Genomic DNA, 15,551 nt, shown 5'->3' on the forward strand with positions numbered 1-15,551 from the left:
CACGTTATTACTGCGCGGGTGGAATATCCGAAACTTCAGGATGCACGTCATCCGTGGCGACAGACGTCGCTGCAGCTGCAGTCGATGGGGCCATGATTTGATCCCATGCGGCCTGCAACTCTTTCATGTTAAATTCCGGCTCGCCTTTCGGCTGTAGCAGAATTAACGCCATGTCGTTCGACAACTGCTGACGCAGATCCTGATTTAACATCTCCACCGTCAGGCTGTTGAGGAAATCCTGACGCAGTTTCTGATATTGTTCCGGCGCGATATCGACAACCTGATTTTGCAACGAACGCATCCGCTGGCCCATCAGAATATCGGTATCAGCTCGCGCATAAGCAGCAAACAATTTCTGCAATTCCAGTTTCTTTTGCGCCACTAATGCATTGAACTCTTCTTCCGGCAGACCTTTATCACGAACTTTCGCCAGTTCACGCGCCACCAGATTTAGATTGCTGTTCAGTTTGTCGTTTGGCGACTCGATGTTGATGGCACATTGCGCACGCTGATACAGCACGCGGCAGTCAAAACCAAGACCGATATCTTTGCTGTTATTGGCGCTTAATGCTTGCTGAACATGCCAGAACAGCGCCTCACGGGCCAGGTCCGCACGCCAGTAGCGCAGGAGTGCCGCTGACTCACGAATCGGCTGCCACGGCGTATCCCACATGATGGATAACCGGTCCTGGCGCACCGCGTCGGTCATAATGCTCACCGCTTCCGCGCGCAGCGGAGAAAGCGTCGGCACCGGAGCTGGCGTTTCACGTTTGCCTTTCAGTTCGCCAAACGTTTTGTTGATTTGGTCGACGACTGAACGCGCATCCACGTTCCCCACCACCAGCAGCGTCATTGCATCCGGGGTGTACCATTTCTGGTAGAAGTCTTTAATCTTTTCTGCTTCAACGGGTTGTTTCAGCGGATCGGCAGGATCATGACCTAACAAGGTTGATCCTTTCAGACGATAACGCCACCAGCCTTCTTTGGTATCGGCAGGCCAGGTTGCCACCATGTCCTGACTTTGCAACGCATGGTTAACCGTTTCTGGTGTGATGGTCAGCTTGCCGGTTGTATTCGCCAGATAAGAGAGCGCTTCTTTCAGCAGATCGTTACGGTTATTTGGCAAACTAAGATTAAATAGCGTGGTGTCGTAAGAGACGATCACCGGCGGCATCGGGCGCTTAGGGTCGATCCCCTGTTGCCACAATGAACGTGCCTGTGTTGCATCCAGACCACCGCTTTGTGTCAGCGCGATGCGGGGAATAGCATGACTGTAACCGCTCTGTTGGGTACTTTCGGCGAGCGAACCGGTATTAACCAGCAGGCGAATTTCAACACGATCGCTGGGACGCTGGGGCGTGGTCAGCACTTGCCACTGTAAACCGTTGGAGAGCGTCCCCTGTTGCCATGCTGGATCAGGCTGGAGCGCATCTGCCTGCACATAGCCAGCAGTGGCCATCACCAGCAAACCGCCCGCTAAAAGTCGAATTTTTGTGCCCTGCATGTGAACCCCTGATCAACTATCCTGGTAATAAAAAACTGCCCGTTGTCGGTCAGTCTAAATGACATTAAAAACACTTCGTGTTAGACCGCAAGAATATGAAAATGTCACGGAAGAAGTGAAATAAACCTGAACTCACCCAGGTGGTAAGTTCAGGCACAGGGGTCAATTATGCGCAAACACCCGCACTCGGGGAAGGGAGTGCGGGTATAAGTGGTGAGATTAAGAGGATAATTCGTGCGTTTTGCCTTCCGGCGCACGATTATTCAGCACATCGTCCAGTTTTTTGTGGTCCAGTTCTTTAACCCACTTAGCGACCACGATGGTTGCTACGCCGTTACCGACCAGGTTAGTCAGCGCACGAGCTTCCGACATGAAGCGGTCAATACCGAGGATCAGCGCTAGCCCCGCCACCGGCAAATGGCCTACGGCTGAAAGTGTCGCCGCCAGCACGATAAAGCCACTGCCCGTTACCCCAGCCGCCCCTTTTGAAGAAAGCAGCAACACGACTAACAGCGTGATTTGGTGGACAATATCCATCTGACTGTTGGTAGCCTGGGCGATAAATACCGCCGCCATCGTCAGGTATATCGATGTGCCATCAAGGTTAAACGAGTAGCCTGTCGGGATGACCAACCCCACCACCGATTTCCGGCAGCCGAGTTTTTCCATCTTGTCGAGCATACGTGGCAGCGCCGATTCGGAAGACGATGTTCCCAACACAATCAGCAGTTCTTCGCGGATGTAGCGGATAAATTTGAAGATACTGAAACCGGTCGCTTTAGCGATCGAACCCAGTACCAGCACTACAAACAGGATACAGGTGATATAGAAGCAGATAATAAGCTGCCCCAGCTGCACCAGTGTTCCGACGCCGTATTTGCCGATGGTAAACGCCATCGCCCCGAACGCCCCAATCGGTGCCAGGCGCATGATCATATTAATGATACCGAAGATGACCTGCGAGAAACTTTCGATAACGTTAAAAATCAGCTGGCCTTTGCTGCCCAGACGGTGAAGCGCAAAACCAAACAGTACGGCAAACAGCAGCACCTGCAGGATGTTACCGCTGGCAAAGGCACCAATGACGCTCGCCGGGATGACATCCATAATGAAAGCGACAATGCCCTGGTCTTTCGCTTGCGCGGCGTAAACGGCTACCGCTTTCGCATCCAGACTCGCCGGATCGACGTTCATTCCAGCACCTGGCTGTACAACGTTAACGATAATAAGACCAATAATCAGCGCAATGGTACTAACAACTTCAAAGTAAAGCAGTGCGACTGCGCCGGTACGACCGACCGCCTTCATGCTTTCCATGCCCGCAATGCCAGTGACGACGGTACAAAAGATGACAGGAGCGATGATCATCTTAATGAGCTTAACGAAGCCGTCGCCAAGCGGTTTCATTTGCTCGCCTATTTCAGGGTAGAAATGGCCAAGGAGAATACCAATGGCTATCGCTGTCAGGACCTGAAAGTAAAGGCTTTTAAACAGAGAGGTTTTCATAGGGTGTCCTTTAGTAAAACCACAGGTCTTGTAAGGTTATGGGGTACCTGCGGCCTTAAAATAACACCCAGACAACATCACAGAAATGTACCTGGATCATAATTGAAACAAAAAGGTTAAAAAATTTGAGCTGGCTCGCACAAACCAGCACTTTTTAAAGTTTTGTAATCAGTTTGGGGTAGCTACTTTTCTTCCAGGTAATTCTCTTCGAAGATTTCGATGGGGAGTGGACGGGCAAAAAGGAAGCCCTGGGCAATACCAACGCCCGCTTTTGCCAGCCAGTCGCGCTGCGCTTCTGTCTCCACGCCTTCGGCAATGATTTGCAGATTCAGGCTTTTCGCCAGCATGATAATCGCGGCAATCATGCTGCTATCTTCCGGCAAACCATCAATGAACATTTTGTCGATTTTCAATACGTCCACCGGGAGAGATTTCATGTGCTGCAACTGACGCAGCCCTGAATAGCCCATACCGAAATCATCCAGTGCCACTTGTACTCCGGCATTACGCAGCGGACGAAGGATTGCCACCGCCGCGTGAGGGTCATCAATGCGTCGGCTTTCTGTCACTTCCAGAATCAACGTTCCTGGCTGGACACGATAGCGCGTTAGCAGTTCCAGCATATCCGCCACCATATTCGGGTGCATCAACTGCAGAGCTGAGATGTTTACTGATAATGGCAGCATAATGCCGCGCTCCTGCCAGGCGGCAAGCAGTCGGCATGACTCTTCCAGCACCCAGTGACCGACGGTAACCATCAGTCCACAAGACTCAATACGATCAATTAACCCATCCGGTAGGTCCCAACTCCCATCCGGTTGCTGGATACGCAGTAACACTTCCGCGCTGACTAATTTGCCGCTGGTCATCTCAACTTGTGGTTGTAACCAAATCGCAAATTGATGATTTTCAAGCGCATTAAGGATATCGCTCTCTTCCGTCAGCCGCTGTTGAGCGGCTTCCATCTGCTGCGGATCATAGAACTGAATCTGATTCTTCCCTTTATGACGAGCAGTAAACGCTGCAGAAATAGCACGACCATAAAGTTGTTCGGCGGTGATATCACCATAGAACATCGCCACGCCGATGTTACAGTGTGGGCGCAGTTGAATGCGATCAATCGGCAAACGCTCGCTCATGATAGTGAGCACTTGCTGACCTAAAGTAATAGCGTGCCACGGTTCCTGCACACCGTTGGCGATAACAGCGAAGTCATAGCCACTGACCTGCGCGAGGATCATGCGCGGCGACAGCACCGACTTGAGTTTTTCCACCAGCGTCAGTAGCAGGATTTCCCGCTGTGCCTCTTTCAGCACTCCGGCGGTGTCACGCAGGGTTTCGCAGGTGATAATCATCAGCGCAGTAGTCTGTTTACGCGTCACCACCTGTTCCAGCATCTCCATCAGCAAGGCTTTATTTGGCAAGTCCGATACCGGGAAGCGCATCGCGTTTTCGATCTGCTCTTCATAATGGCGCTGCAACAATTGCTGGTTAAGGTTATAACTACGCACCAGCATGCCTATTTCATCGTCCTGATGCAGACGCGGCAACGCCAGTTGATGGCCGACAATCTCCTGCGGCGGAATGGCGTTAAGCTCACGGGCGATATTACGTAAAGGGTGCAAAATCAGCCGATTAATACACCAGCTAATCGCCACTGTCAGGATGAGCGACAAAAGTAAGTAAATGGTCACTAACGTGGAGAGCGTGCTCATCACGAACTTATACATGCGGAAGGAGTCCGCCTGTAACACCAGATAAGCAATCGGTTGTGGGTTTGCCGGGCGCTCCAGCGAGTAGACGCCCAGCGAGATTTGTACCGGTAGTTCGAGCAGCCGGGTAACCATTACCGGCACCGGGCGTTCAGGAATAAAACTTTTACGCAGCGCCTGGAACTGGTTAGGCAGCACCACATCTGCGCGGCTGACCACGCCCGCAGGTTTAATGCTGGAAAGAATGGCCTCCGCCTGGGGAATATCCCCCTTGAGGATAGCTGAGGACAAAGGTTCGCGGACAGAACGAGCAATGCTTTCCAGTTGCGTAGCCGTGTTATAGCGATTCTGCTGTACCAGGTGGAACAGCAAAACGGTGCAAAAAACAAAGACAAACACCAGGACAACGGCCGCCACCATTGCCATCTGTTTGATTGTTAACGAACGACTAACGCGCAAATTATCTCTCCCCCGGAAATCCAAGACTGCCGCCCGAGTATACCCGATCGCAGCGGCATTAAGAGAGGCGCTATCTGAAAACTTACCAGTCGGCGTAAGGTATCAGCGGCTGTGGCGGTAAATCCATATCGCCCTGCCATCCGGCGGCAGAATACCGCACATAGAGCAGGAAATGGCTTGGCGCATAATCTTTCGCCTGTTGGATATCAATCGCCGTGCCGACAAACCAGTTGGATGTGACGCGCCGTTCAAGTAACGCTCGCGCCGTATAACCAAAGCCCTGGCTGCTGCCACCACCGTTGGTCTGGTCAGCGGCGTCGTCTTTCCAGTCGTTCGGGATCAGGTTCATCAGCGGATAACGCGGCATGGTTTTGGTGCGCGAATGCGACCACGAGCCAGACGCGCCCAGCTCCCATGACCAGTTTTCCGTGCGCTCACGCCACATCACCGGTACGGCAAACGACAGATATTCCTGCGGGCTGTAGTAGCCGCCCTGCCCAAGTGAGTACCCACTCAGGTCTTTGTCGTAATGCCAGATCATGTTGTTAAGACCGATAGTGACGCGACGATTATTCTGGTTGATGACTTTATAGTAATAGCCCGTCATCCAGCGCACACGCCAGTTATCTTCGACATTTTTGCCGGTTAACTGGTCGCCGCTAAGTGATGCCCAGACGCCGTTTGCCTCGCCTTTATCATAGCTCAGGCTTAACCCCACACCATCGGCACGCACACCGCCCCATTTTTTCCCGGTATTGCTCGGAGAGTCTTTTTGCCCGCCGAAGGCCAGTAATGAACTGGAAATAGGTCGGCGATGGGCGTTAACGGTGTAACCAAGCGGCCCGATATCGTCGCTGTAACTGATGCCACCGACCACATCCACCACGTTGAAGCCCATCGGCGTGGTGCCGATATCCCAGCTCCAGTCGTCATTTCGCCAGCCGACCGCCACGCTTGCGCCGGAATCCGACTGGCTGCGGTTGCCGCTACAGTCCTGTAACGTACAGGTACCCCAGTTGTTATCCCATTTACCCTCAGCGTCGGCGGAAAAACTGCCGACATTCATATTGACGAAATCACTGCGAAAGAACATCCGTCCGTCAGAATACGGTGCATCCACCTGCAACATAGTGGTGTGCGCTTTCAGATCAGAGTAACCGCCAGTGCCGCTCGATCCCCAGTAATCATGCTCCAGGGTGACGTTAAGATCCTGCTGACGGTAGAGATCCGCCGCGTCGCTGCGCACACCACGTTTCAGCCAGTCATCTTTCTCATCATTGCGCGTAAGACGAGTGAAGGTGTCGTTATCCTGCGGACGCGTCGTGGTCACACCGGATGCGACCATCGCGTCTTTGTAGGTTTCCAGCGCCTGCTGCGGATCGCCCGCCTGCGCTTCAAACTTCGCACCATCACGCAGTACCATCGCGCTTTCCATCGACGGCGGCTGAGATTTTGCCTGCGGGATCAGCTTGTTAAACGTCTGCTGCGCCGCTGCGGTATCGCCAAGCTGCGTCTGTACCAGCGCCACGCGCCGCTGGGTATTCAGCGAAGCATTGTCCGTTGCCGGGAGTTTCGCCAACTGGCTACGCGCCGCAGCTTTATCGTCTGCAGCAATGTCCACTTCCGTCAGCCCAAGAATGGCGTCGACGTTAGTTGGCTCGCGCGTCAGGACGTTCTGATACGCCGCGCGGGCGGTGGTGTAATCGCGCCGTTGCTGCGCCCAGTCGGCCAGGGTGAGGTCAATGCGCGTGGAAGGCGGTTGCTGGCGCAGCATCGCTTCCGCTTCGGCTTCTTTGCCGCTTTCACGTAGGCGATTAGCTGTTTCCAGCACCTGATCGCTTTGCAGCCGGTTCACCAGTTCATGAATATTGCTGTTCCACTGCGCGCGCGGCAGGCTGTTGATATGCGCCAGTGCCGCCCGGTCTTGATCATGGCCGGAGAGATACAGCCCGTAGGCGTAAACCTGCTCCGGGTCGTTCGGCTTCTGTTGCGCCAGATTGCGCATCAGAGTATCAGCCTGACTGCGTTGTCCAGCCTGCCAGAGATCCTGCGAAAGTCGGTAAGTAATCCACACACTGCCGGGGTCCAGCGCCAGCCGTTGCCGCTGAAGTTCTGCCGCCTGCGCCCATTTGCCCTGTTTTTCCAGCGCTTCGGCCTGCTGTGACAAACGGTCGTTTTGCAGGCTGCGTTCAATGTCGTCAACGCTGCGCCGCTGGCTGGCAGAGAGCGAGGCAATAAATGCTTCGGCCTTTTCCGGCGATTGCTGGCGATAGAGATTCGCCAGACCGCGCACGGCGTTGGTGTTGCCGCTATCCATCCGCAGCGTCTGTTGATAATAACGTTCGGCTGCGGGGTAATCTTTCCGCGCCATCGCCACATCACCCAGCCCCAGCACCGCATAGCTGTCGGTGTTATCGACACTGCGCGCCTGCTGGAACAACCGTTCCGCCTGATCAGGATTGTTCGCTTTAAGCGCGGCATCGCCCTGCTGGATCGCCAGCCAGTAGCGGTTCACTTTCAGCAGGCTGTTCCACTTATCGTTGTTGCTACTGTTCGGGTCCAGCGCGAGGGCTTTCTCCAGATTAGCCACCGCATTCGCGCGATCGCCTTTCTGGGAATACGCCTGGCCCAGCGCCCCAAGGGCTTCACTGTCTTTCGGGTTAGCGCGCACTGCCTGTTGCAGTTCAGGAATGGCTTTACCTGCCATGCCAGAGTCCACTGCCGCTAAACCTTGCGCACGAGCGCGGAAATTAGGATCGGCCAGTTGTTTTTGTTGTTCTGCCAGTTGCGATTGCGCCAGAGCCACACTATCGCCATCGCTAAAAATTGAGAGATATTTTTTCAGCGCCTGCACGCTGGCATCACTGACAGGCATGTCTTTTATCTGTGCGTACCAGATTTTAGCGGCCCCATCACGCCCGGCGTTGGATTTCGCCATCTGCTCCAGGACGGCAAAACCTTCGTCACGGCGATCGCTGCTAAACAGCAATAACGCCAGATTGTTTTGCAAGCCCGTATTGCCCGGCGTATCCGCATTGATGCGTTTTAGCTGATTAATCGCTTCGCCACGGCGCGCCGGAATTTTCGCCACTGTACTCCAGTACTCGACGGCAATATCTCCTTCCGGCGGCGCCCCGTTGAACAGTTTGTTGTAACCTGCTACGGCTTCTTCCGCATGCCCGGTGGTGGCTTGCAATCGTGCCTGTTGCAGTGCCTGACGACCATCCGGCGTGGAAAGCAACATCGTAGTCCGCGACGATTTGTAAGCGTTCGAACTCGGCGCTAATTGCGACAATCGGTCGAGTTGTTTTTGCGCCCCATCAACATCCCCCTGCCGTAACAGAGAGCGAAAGCGGGCAGCAACGACGTCCGGGTTATTCGGATCAATAAGTTCCAGACGATACAGCGACTGCTGCACCAGGTCTTCGCGATGAGTCGCTTCGCCAACTCGTACCTGCTCCAGTAATTGTTGCTGGGCGGTTGGCGCCGCCTCGACCATCGACATCACAGCCAGACCGAGAGAAAGTGTGAGGATATTTAGTGTGAATTTGCGCATTCCTGGCCCCAGTCCGGTAATAACTCACCTTTTGTCGAGAAGCGGAAACGGTGCTGATCCCAGCCTTGTCCGAACAGGGTCAGCACATAATTGTAATAGGCATCGCTGCCAGGAAAGTTATCTGCCACACGCTGGCGCTGTACAGCCTGCGCGTCACGGTCCTGAAGAAACGGCAACATAGCCGCAGAAAAACCTACCGGCCCTTTACCCTGAGCTTTACCCGTAGCGACATCAACTTTCTCCGGCGGATAGCCGTTCTTCTCAGTAAATGTTGCCATCGGTTTAAAACGGTTGAGCATCCGCGCTTTTTGCGGATCGCTGTCGGGCATCATGCCAACCCACATATAAACGCGAATGGCGTCATAGCTGCTGATCAGCGTTTTTTCAGCTTTCAGCTGCCAGCCTTTATCTTTTTCATAACGCACCCAGTCAGGCGAAAAACCTTTCGGGGCAGTCTCCAGCAGCAAACGTTGATTCGTTTCGCGCAGCGTAGTCCAGGGCGTGCCAAAGCGGGTGAAATACTGTGCCAGCGTCGGTGGTAGATAACTCGGATTCAAACGCCAGGTATTATTTTCGGCAAAGCCGACTTTTCCCGGTAACAACATGGAGCCCAGCCCCGGCACCGTCACCACTTCCTCTTGCGCAATGCGCTTTAACAATGCGCTGCCGATGTCGGTATAACGTTGCTCTTTCCACAATCGGCCCGCCTCAAGCAACGACCAGGCCATCCAGATATCACCATCAGAGGCCGAATTGCTGTCCAGCACTTCCCACTTACTGCTCTCTTTTTTGCCCCACAGCCAGGCAGGCAAATGTTCGTTTAAGGACCCCTGAGCAAGATTGTTCTGGGTCCAGTCAAGTAGGTTGTCAAATGTCGCACGATCATTAGCCGCCAGGGCAAAGAACATGCCGTAGCTTTGCCCTTCAGAAGTGGTAATTTTGCGTGCGTCACTGGGGTCAATGACACGCCCTTCCTGACTGATGTAATCCTTTTTGAACTGCTCCCAGGCAGGCCAGTTGCAGGCTGCCTGAACACTGAAGGCAGCCAACAGCAGCATCGTCACGATCCCACTACGCAAAACTTTCATCATCTATTACTCGTTATCCGGATTAAGACGACGACGGCTGATGATGCGCAGCAGACGCCACAGTACCCAGGCCAGCAGCACCACGCTGATTGCCGCCAGTATCGCCAGCAGAATCGGATGGTTCGCCAGTGCGTACCATAAACGTTCAAACCACGGCAGATGACCGACGTAATAGACGTCACCAACGCGCAGGCTGTTAACACCGGACTCGCGAATCACCGCTACGGAACCAAACATAGTGGCGCGTTTACCGCTGTCGTTCACCGCATCGTTGAGCATCTCGTAACCGCGTGGACTATCCGCCAGTAACGCAATTACGCTGCGCTGGTCGTTATACGGTGACTGGAAGCCAATCACCGCCGCCATCGCGCCAGAAGAGGTCAGTGTGGACTGCGTTTCTGCTGCGCGGTCGTTTTCATCAGGCACAATGCCGGGGAACGGAGTCTGTCGCATCGGCGTTTTCACCCAACTTTCGGTAGCCTGCACCAGCAGATCGATCTGCTTGTCATCTTTTAATTTGTCCGGAATACCGCCGATTATCATGATATCGGCGTCTTTCCCCTGAATGGTGCTGCCGTCATCGGTCACCGTCAGGTTGATCGCCGGGAAGCCCGTCTGTGCGCCAATAAAGCCCACGGTATTAAGCAGCGTTTCCATCTGTGCTTCGTTTGGCGTTTTTGGCATCACGGTGATGGTTTGCGACAAATCCGCCATCCGGCTGAACGGGAAGCCCGCATTGGCAAACGCGCGCAGGTCCGGCATCGGAATGAAGTGGTAATACTTCGAGAAGTCGATGGTGGAGTCGTCGCCAATCACCACATGGTTCTGCACCGGCTGGAAGGTAATACAGTTATCCACCGAACCGCCCGGCATCGGATTCATATACTCAAAATCGAAACGCAACTGGTTGGTCGCCCCCAGTTTCAGCGCCGGAATGGAGACATCGGTTTTACCATCCAGCAAACCTTGCAACACTGGAATCCGCAGCAGCAGGCGGTTCGCCTCCTGTTTACTGCTCAGGTTAAAAGATTGCAGGAACTGGTTGTTCAGGCTGATATCCATCCGCGAGCTGTCTTTTACCGGCGGCATGGTGTAGCGATAGTTGATATCCATATCGATACCGGTGCTGCGCATCAGGTAGAGGTCTGGCGGCAAGTTCAGCGAGATATTAATCGCTGCCGGCTCCAGCCCGCTGGACTGCAACTGTTCTTCATAGGTTTTCAGCTCACCAAAGGTGACCGGACGATCGGTTCGCACCCAGTTCGGCGCATCGTACGGTTTACGCGGCAGCAGCGGTTTAACATCGTTCACCACTACGCTGTCGCCACGGAACAAAATATTGCCCTGAGCAATGCCTTTCGCCGCCTGCAATAGATCTTTGTCGTCACGCCCAAAGACCACCAGCAGTTTGACGTAAGGATTTTCCGGATGGTTGATCATCTCAATCACCGGGGCTTTTACTGCCGGATGATCGCGCAGGAAGTCCGGGCGTTTGTCGTTAGTCGCAAAAACAATCGCATTGCGGTCCGGAAGCTGATTATAGAGTACCGGGAAGTTCTGCCCACGCCAGCCAGAACGGGAGCCAAACCACGACGCAACAATCGCCGAAGCCTGTTGCAGACCAACATCCGGCGCACCCGCAAAGACCATCGGCAAGATGTTGGCACGGTTATCTCGCGGGTCAAAGAACGGGATCGGGAAGTGTGACAGGTCATTTTTCACATTCAGTGATTGATACGTCAGATCCAGTCCACTACTGCGTCCAACATCCAGCCAAAGCGTGGTGCTGGCTGGGTTTTCACACACATCCTGATAATGACCGACAAACTCCAGCCGCACACGGTTGAAGTCGGTAATAAACAGTGGGTTAATTGGCATTTGCGCCAGCGTCTTTTTACCCAACTGTTCTTTGGTCACTGGCAGCACGCCCATCAGTTCATCATTGAGATAAACCTTTAACTGCGACTGGACAGGCAGTAACGATGGGGATGGCGTGTATTCGAGGTTGAGCATCGCCTTCGTCACCACTTCATCGCTGCGCATACCAAACTCAATGCTGCCGTTCGGGTTGATACCACGCAGCACCATGCTGCCCGGCGGCGGCGCGATTTGCGCAAAGGTCAGCTTCACATCGCGTGAAGGACCATTCTGCGCCACAATGGGCGCGTCCGCGCCCTGCACGCCTGGCATCACCTGTCCGACCCGCGGATTTTGCTCCGCCTGGGCAGGCACAGTTGACTCAGCATTGATCAGTGGTTGCGTTGCTGGCGTCGCCTGCGTCATGAAGGAGGGGAATACGCTCATCCCCATAGCCACTGCACAAATCCAGGATAGTTTTCTTTTCATCGCGTTATCATCATTGTTGAGCCAAAGCCTGATCCGATGGTTGTACCGTTTCACTCCGTTCCGGTCGACGCGGAATGAACGAAACAACCCAGGAAACCAGAGAAGTCAGTACGCGGAAAATGCCCTTCACCGAAGAAGGCGCAAACTCCGCCAGATGGCGGTAGCCACGGAAGCCGAGCTTCAAAATATCCAGCAGACTTTCCAGCGGCTTATCTTCCGGGTAGCTGTCCTGCCAGAGCGCCCATGTATCCGCACGGGCAAACGTACACTGCACAAAATCGATATGTTGCTGGGTAGTGAGCGGCATCAATTGCAGCCCCACTTCGTTACCCATCACACGCGCAACCTGAGTCGGGAAGGCATACTCTTGCTGACCGCGTTTGAGCAGCAGGCTTACTTTCTGTCCTTCCAGAATCTGCGCCTGACCGTTGATCTTGATCCCCAGACCGCCGTCAGAGAAGTCCTGAACGGTGCAGGAGAAAAGATGCCCATCTTCCCGGGCAATCGCCGCTGGCATGGTCATCTCAACACGATGCGAACGACGAACCTGTTTACTTTCAACCGATACTGCTACTGCGCCGCCGAGAATAATCAGGTTGTAGAACACCCAAACCATACTAACGACCACGGTGAGCATTTCGGTCGGCGGGCCGTAGAAGTAACGCCAGATACCGACAGCAACACCGACCAGGTTGAGTAATACGAGGAAGATATACGGTCGCGAGATCACCCAGTCGACGTACTCTTCCTCCACCAAACCACCTTTGGCGGTGACGTTAAATTTGCCTTTGTGCGGGTTAATCAGCGCCACCAGCGTCGGCGGGGCGATATACCAGGCGAGTACCGTCTCGTAGATTTCGCTCCAGAAGGAGTGGCGATATTTACCCTGAATCTTCGAGTTGGTCAGGCTGGCGTGAATCATATGCGGCAGCACAAACAGGGCTATCATCAACGCAGGCGCGTAAATGATGTAGGCGTGCAGCAGCAGAAACGCCAGCGGCGCGGTCAGGAAGATCAGCCGTGGGATACCCGACAAGAAGTGGAACATAGCGTTGACGTAGCACAGCCGCTGGGCGAACTTCAGCCCTTTACCAGTAAGCGGGTTATCAAGACGGAAGATTTGCACCATCCCGCGCGCCCAACGGATACGCTGCCCAATGTGCGCCGAAAGGCTTTCAGTCGCCAGCCCCGCAGCCTGGGGAATACGCATATAAGCGGAAGTGTAGCCACGACGGTGTAAACGCAGAGAAGTATGTGCATCTTCAGTAACGGTTTCGACGGCGATGCCGCCAATCTCGTCCAACGGCTTACGACGAATCACTGCACAGGAACCGCAGAAGAAAGTGGCATCCCACATGTCATTACCGTCCTGCACCAGACCGTAGAACAGCGTGCCTTCGTTCGGCGTTTTACGAAAACGCCCCAGGTTGCGTTCGAACGGATCTGGCGAGAAGAAGTGGTGAGGCGTCTGCATCATCGCCAACTGCTTTTCTTTCAGGAACCAGCCCATGGTCATTTGCAGGAACGAGCGTGTGGGAACGTGGTCGCAGTCGAAAATCGACACGAACTCGCCTTTGGCATATTTCAGCGCATTGTTGATGTTGCCTGCTTTCGCATGTTCATGCGTCGTTCGGGCGATATATTTCACCCCAACGTTTTGCGCAAACTGGCGGAACTCTTCCCTGCCACCGTCATCAAGGATCCAGATGTTGAGTTTGTCTTTCGGCCAGTCGATACCCAGCGAGGCATAAATGGTGTTTTTCACCACGCTGAGATCTTCGTTGTAGGTTGGTACAAAGATATCCACCGACGGCCATTGCGACATGTCTTTCGGCAGTGGTACTGGCTGACGATTCAGCGGCCACACCACCTGGAAGTAGCCAAGCACCAGCACAATCCACGCATACGTTTCCGCAAATAGCAGGATTAAGCCACATACCAGACTGACCGGATCGTCCCAGTTCAGTGTGGAGGTGTAGCGCCACCAGATATAGCGACACGAGACAGTCAGCGACAGCACAATCAACATCAGCGCCGAGAAGCGCCCTGGCATACGCCGCACCATTAGCGCCACGCCCCACAGCAACATCAGGAAGATAAATTGCGACAACGGATTAAAAGGTTGAGTGACGCAAATCAGCGCCAGAATCAGCGAGAAAGTCACAATGACGCCAAGAATAAAACGCCGTGCTCCAGTGCTCAGATGGCCCAGTTCTTTTTTCTCATCAAGATGTTGCGTGTTCTGGCTGACACGTTCTGGCAGTTCGTCCATCCATTGATGGTAACGCTCACGGATATTCTGCAAGCCAGAAAATGCTCGCCAGCGTGGTTTTGGCGTCTCTCTGCGTGAAGCACCGATCAGCAACCAGCAAGTCTGAATGACATAGCGGACCGGATCCAACGGGCGCGGACGCGAAGCGTTGATATGTGGGTAAAGGTTTTTATGTTCTGCGCGGATACGCTGCCAGCGCGGGTGTTCAAGCGGAATGAACACCCAGGCCAGGATCAGCCAAAAGCAGCCAAGCGTCGCGCTGAAAGCCGATGCGCCGTGACGGCGGTAATCCCGATAACGCCCGATAAGACGCGCGTTGACCGGCGGGATAAGCAACCACCGGGTCAAGATACTCATGACGTGCTCCCGACTGGCGTTTTCAGCCCGGAATAGTTCAACAGGCACCAGTTTGCCAGCGTCAGAATTTCCTCCGCCGCCAGCGCATCACTGCGGTATTCACCTAGCGGCTGTTTCGCCGCCAGGCATTCAGCCATCGCTTCATCGCGATGAATCAACATTGGCAGTAACCGGCGCTGGCTTTGTAACCACAACTGGTAAATATCTTCCTGAACCTGGCTGCCAATGCGGAAATCATTAATCAATATATGCGCGCCAGCAGGCAGTGCTTGCTGATGCAGCCGAATATGGCAGTTGGCATCCACTTTGACGATTGCCAGCAAGTGATCGCACAGGCTCAGAATTTGATGCGTTATAGGCGAGGCGTCATGCGGTAAGTCAATCAAAATCCATTGATAACGCCCACTGGCCTGCAGTTGCTGTAGGCCTGTGCAAATTGCCCCCAACTGAGTTTGCCAGTGCTGGGGATTCTCTTGCTCTTCAATGGTTAACTGTCCAAAAGGCAGCAGATCGAGCTGCGAGGTATAGCGCATCCCGGCATCTCGCCAGTCCTGACCATCCAGTATGGCTCTGGCCCAGCCCTGACGATGGGTAAAATCAACGTTGAACGACAAGCGCAACAAATTGTCCGGGCAGGCATCAACAACCAGAACATTTTCTCCCAACATTTGCAATGACCAGGCCAACGCGGCGGTGATGGTTGTCGTACCCACACCTCCCCGAACCCCCTGCAATCCCAGTACGGCCATTC

At 54.0% G+C, this 15,551-nt stretch carries 8 protein-coding genes; all 8 read right to left on the reverse strand.

All coding sequences use genetic code 11. From position 1 onward, the window contains the following. Positions 1 to 7: 7 nt before the first annotated feature. The gene (locus A9180_RS08285; protein WP_064527798.1) at positions 8 to 1,504 is read right to left on the reverse strand and encodes a M16 family metallopeptidase; all 1,497 of its coding nucleotides are present in this window, start codon (positions 1,502 to 1,504) and stop codon (positions 8 to 10) included. Between the two features lie 219 nt (positions 1,505 to 1,723). Next, positions 1,724 to 3,010, reverse strand: coding sequence for a C4-dicarboxylate transporter DctC (gene dctA, locus A9180_RS08290; protein ID WP_064527800.1), 1,287 nt, complete (start codon positions 3,008 to 3,010; stop codon positions 1,724 to 1,726). A 182-nt stretch (positions 3,011 to 3,192) separates the two neighbouring features. Beyond that, positions 3,193 to 5,181 (reverse strand): biofilm formation regulator HmsP, encoded by a 1,989-nt coding sequence (hmsP, locus tag A9180_RS08295; RefSeq protein ID WP_074399493.1) that lies wholly within the window; start codon positions 5,179 to 5,181, stop codon positions 3,193 to 3,195. 82 nt (positions 5,182 to 5,263) lie between these two features. Next, positions 5,264 to 8,737, reverse strand: a complete 3,474-nt coding sequence (bcsC, locus tag A9180_RS08300; RefSeq protein WP_064527802.1) for a cellulose synthase complex outer membrane protein BcsC — start codon at positions 8,735 to 8,737, stop codon at positions 5,264 to 5,266. Further along, a complete protein-coding gene (gene bcsZ, locus A9180_RS08305) occupies positions 8,719 to 9,825 on the reverse strand; it encodes a cellulose synthase complex periplasmic endoglucanase BcsZ (RefSeq protein ID WP_064528023.1) in 1,107 nt (368 codons plus the stop codon). Before bcsZ ends, bcsC begins: the two co-directional genes overlap by 19 nt. Positions 9,826 to 9,831: 6 nt before the next feature. After that, positions 9,832 to 12,171, reverse strand: coding sequence for a cellulose biosynthesis cyclic di-GMP-binding regulatory protein BcsB (gene bcsB, locus A9180_RS08310; RefSeq protein ID WP_064527804.1), 2,340 nt, complete (start codon positions 12,169 to 12,171; stop codon positions 9,832 to 9,834). A 10-nt stretch (positions 12,172 to 12,181) separates the two neighbouring features. Continuing rightward, positions 12,182 to 14,800, reverse strand: a complete 2,619-nt coding sequence (bcsA, locus tag A9180_RS08315; RefSeq protein WP_064527806.1) for a UDP-forming cellulose synthase catalytic subunit — start codon at positions 14,798 to 14,800, stop codon at positions 12,182 to 12,184. Further along, positions 14,797 to 15,549 (reverse strand): cellulose biosynthesis protein BcsQ, encoded by a 753-nt coding sequence (bcsQ, locus tag A9180_RS08320; protein ID WP_064527808.1) that lies wholly within the window; start codon positions 15,547 to 15,549, stop codon positions 14,797 to 14,799. The genes bcsA and bcsQ overlap by 4 nt, the downstream gene beginning before the upstream one ends. Positions 15,550 to 15,551 lie beyond the last annotated feature (2 nt).

Source organism: Escherichia sp. B1147 (assembly GCF_001660175.1).
In the GTDB taxonomy this organism is placed as follows: Bacteria; Pseudomonadota; Gammaproteobacteria; order Enterobacterales; family Enterobacteriaceae; genus Escherichia; species Escherichia whittamii.

Coding starts and splice junctions, on each gene's coding strand:
- bcsB (WP_064527804.1), bottom strand. CDS start 12,171: ATGAAAAGAAAACTATCCTGGATTTGTGCAGTGGCTATGGGGATGAGC.
- bcsZ (WP_064528023.1), bottom strand. CDS start 9,825: ATGAAAGTTTTGCGTAGTGGGATCGTGACGATGCTGCTGTTGGCTGCC.
- dctA (WP_064527800.1), bottom strand. CDS start 3,010: ATGAAAACCTCTCTGTTTAAAAGCCTTTACTTTCAGGTCCTGACAGCG.
- A9180_RS08285 (WP_064527798.1), bottom strand. CDS start 1,504: ATGCAGGGCACAAAAATTCGACTTTTAGCGGGCGGTTTGCTGGTGATG.
- bcsQ (WP_064527808.1), bottom strand. CDS start 15,549: ATGGCCGTACTGGGATTGCAGGGGGTTCGGGGAGGTGTGGGTACGACA.
- bcsA (WP_064527806.1), bottom strand. CDS start 14,800: ATGAGTATCTTGACCCGGTGGTTGCTTATCCCGCCGGTCAACGCGCGT.
- bcsC (WP_064527802.1), bottom strand. CDS start 8,737: ATGCGCAAATTCACACTAAATATCCTCACACTTTCTCTCGGTCTGGCT.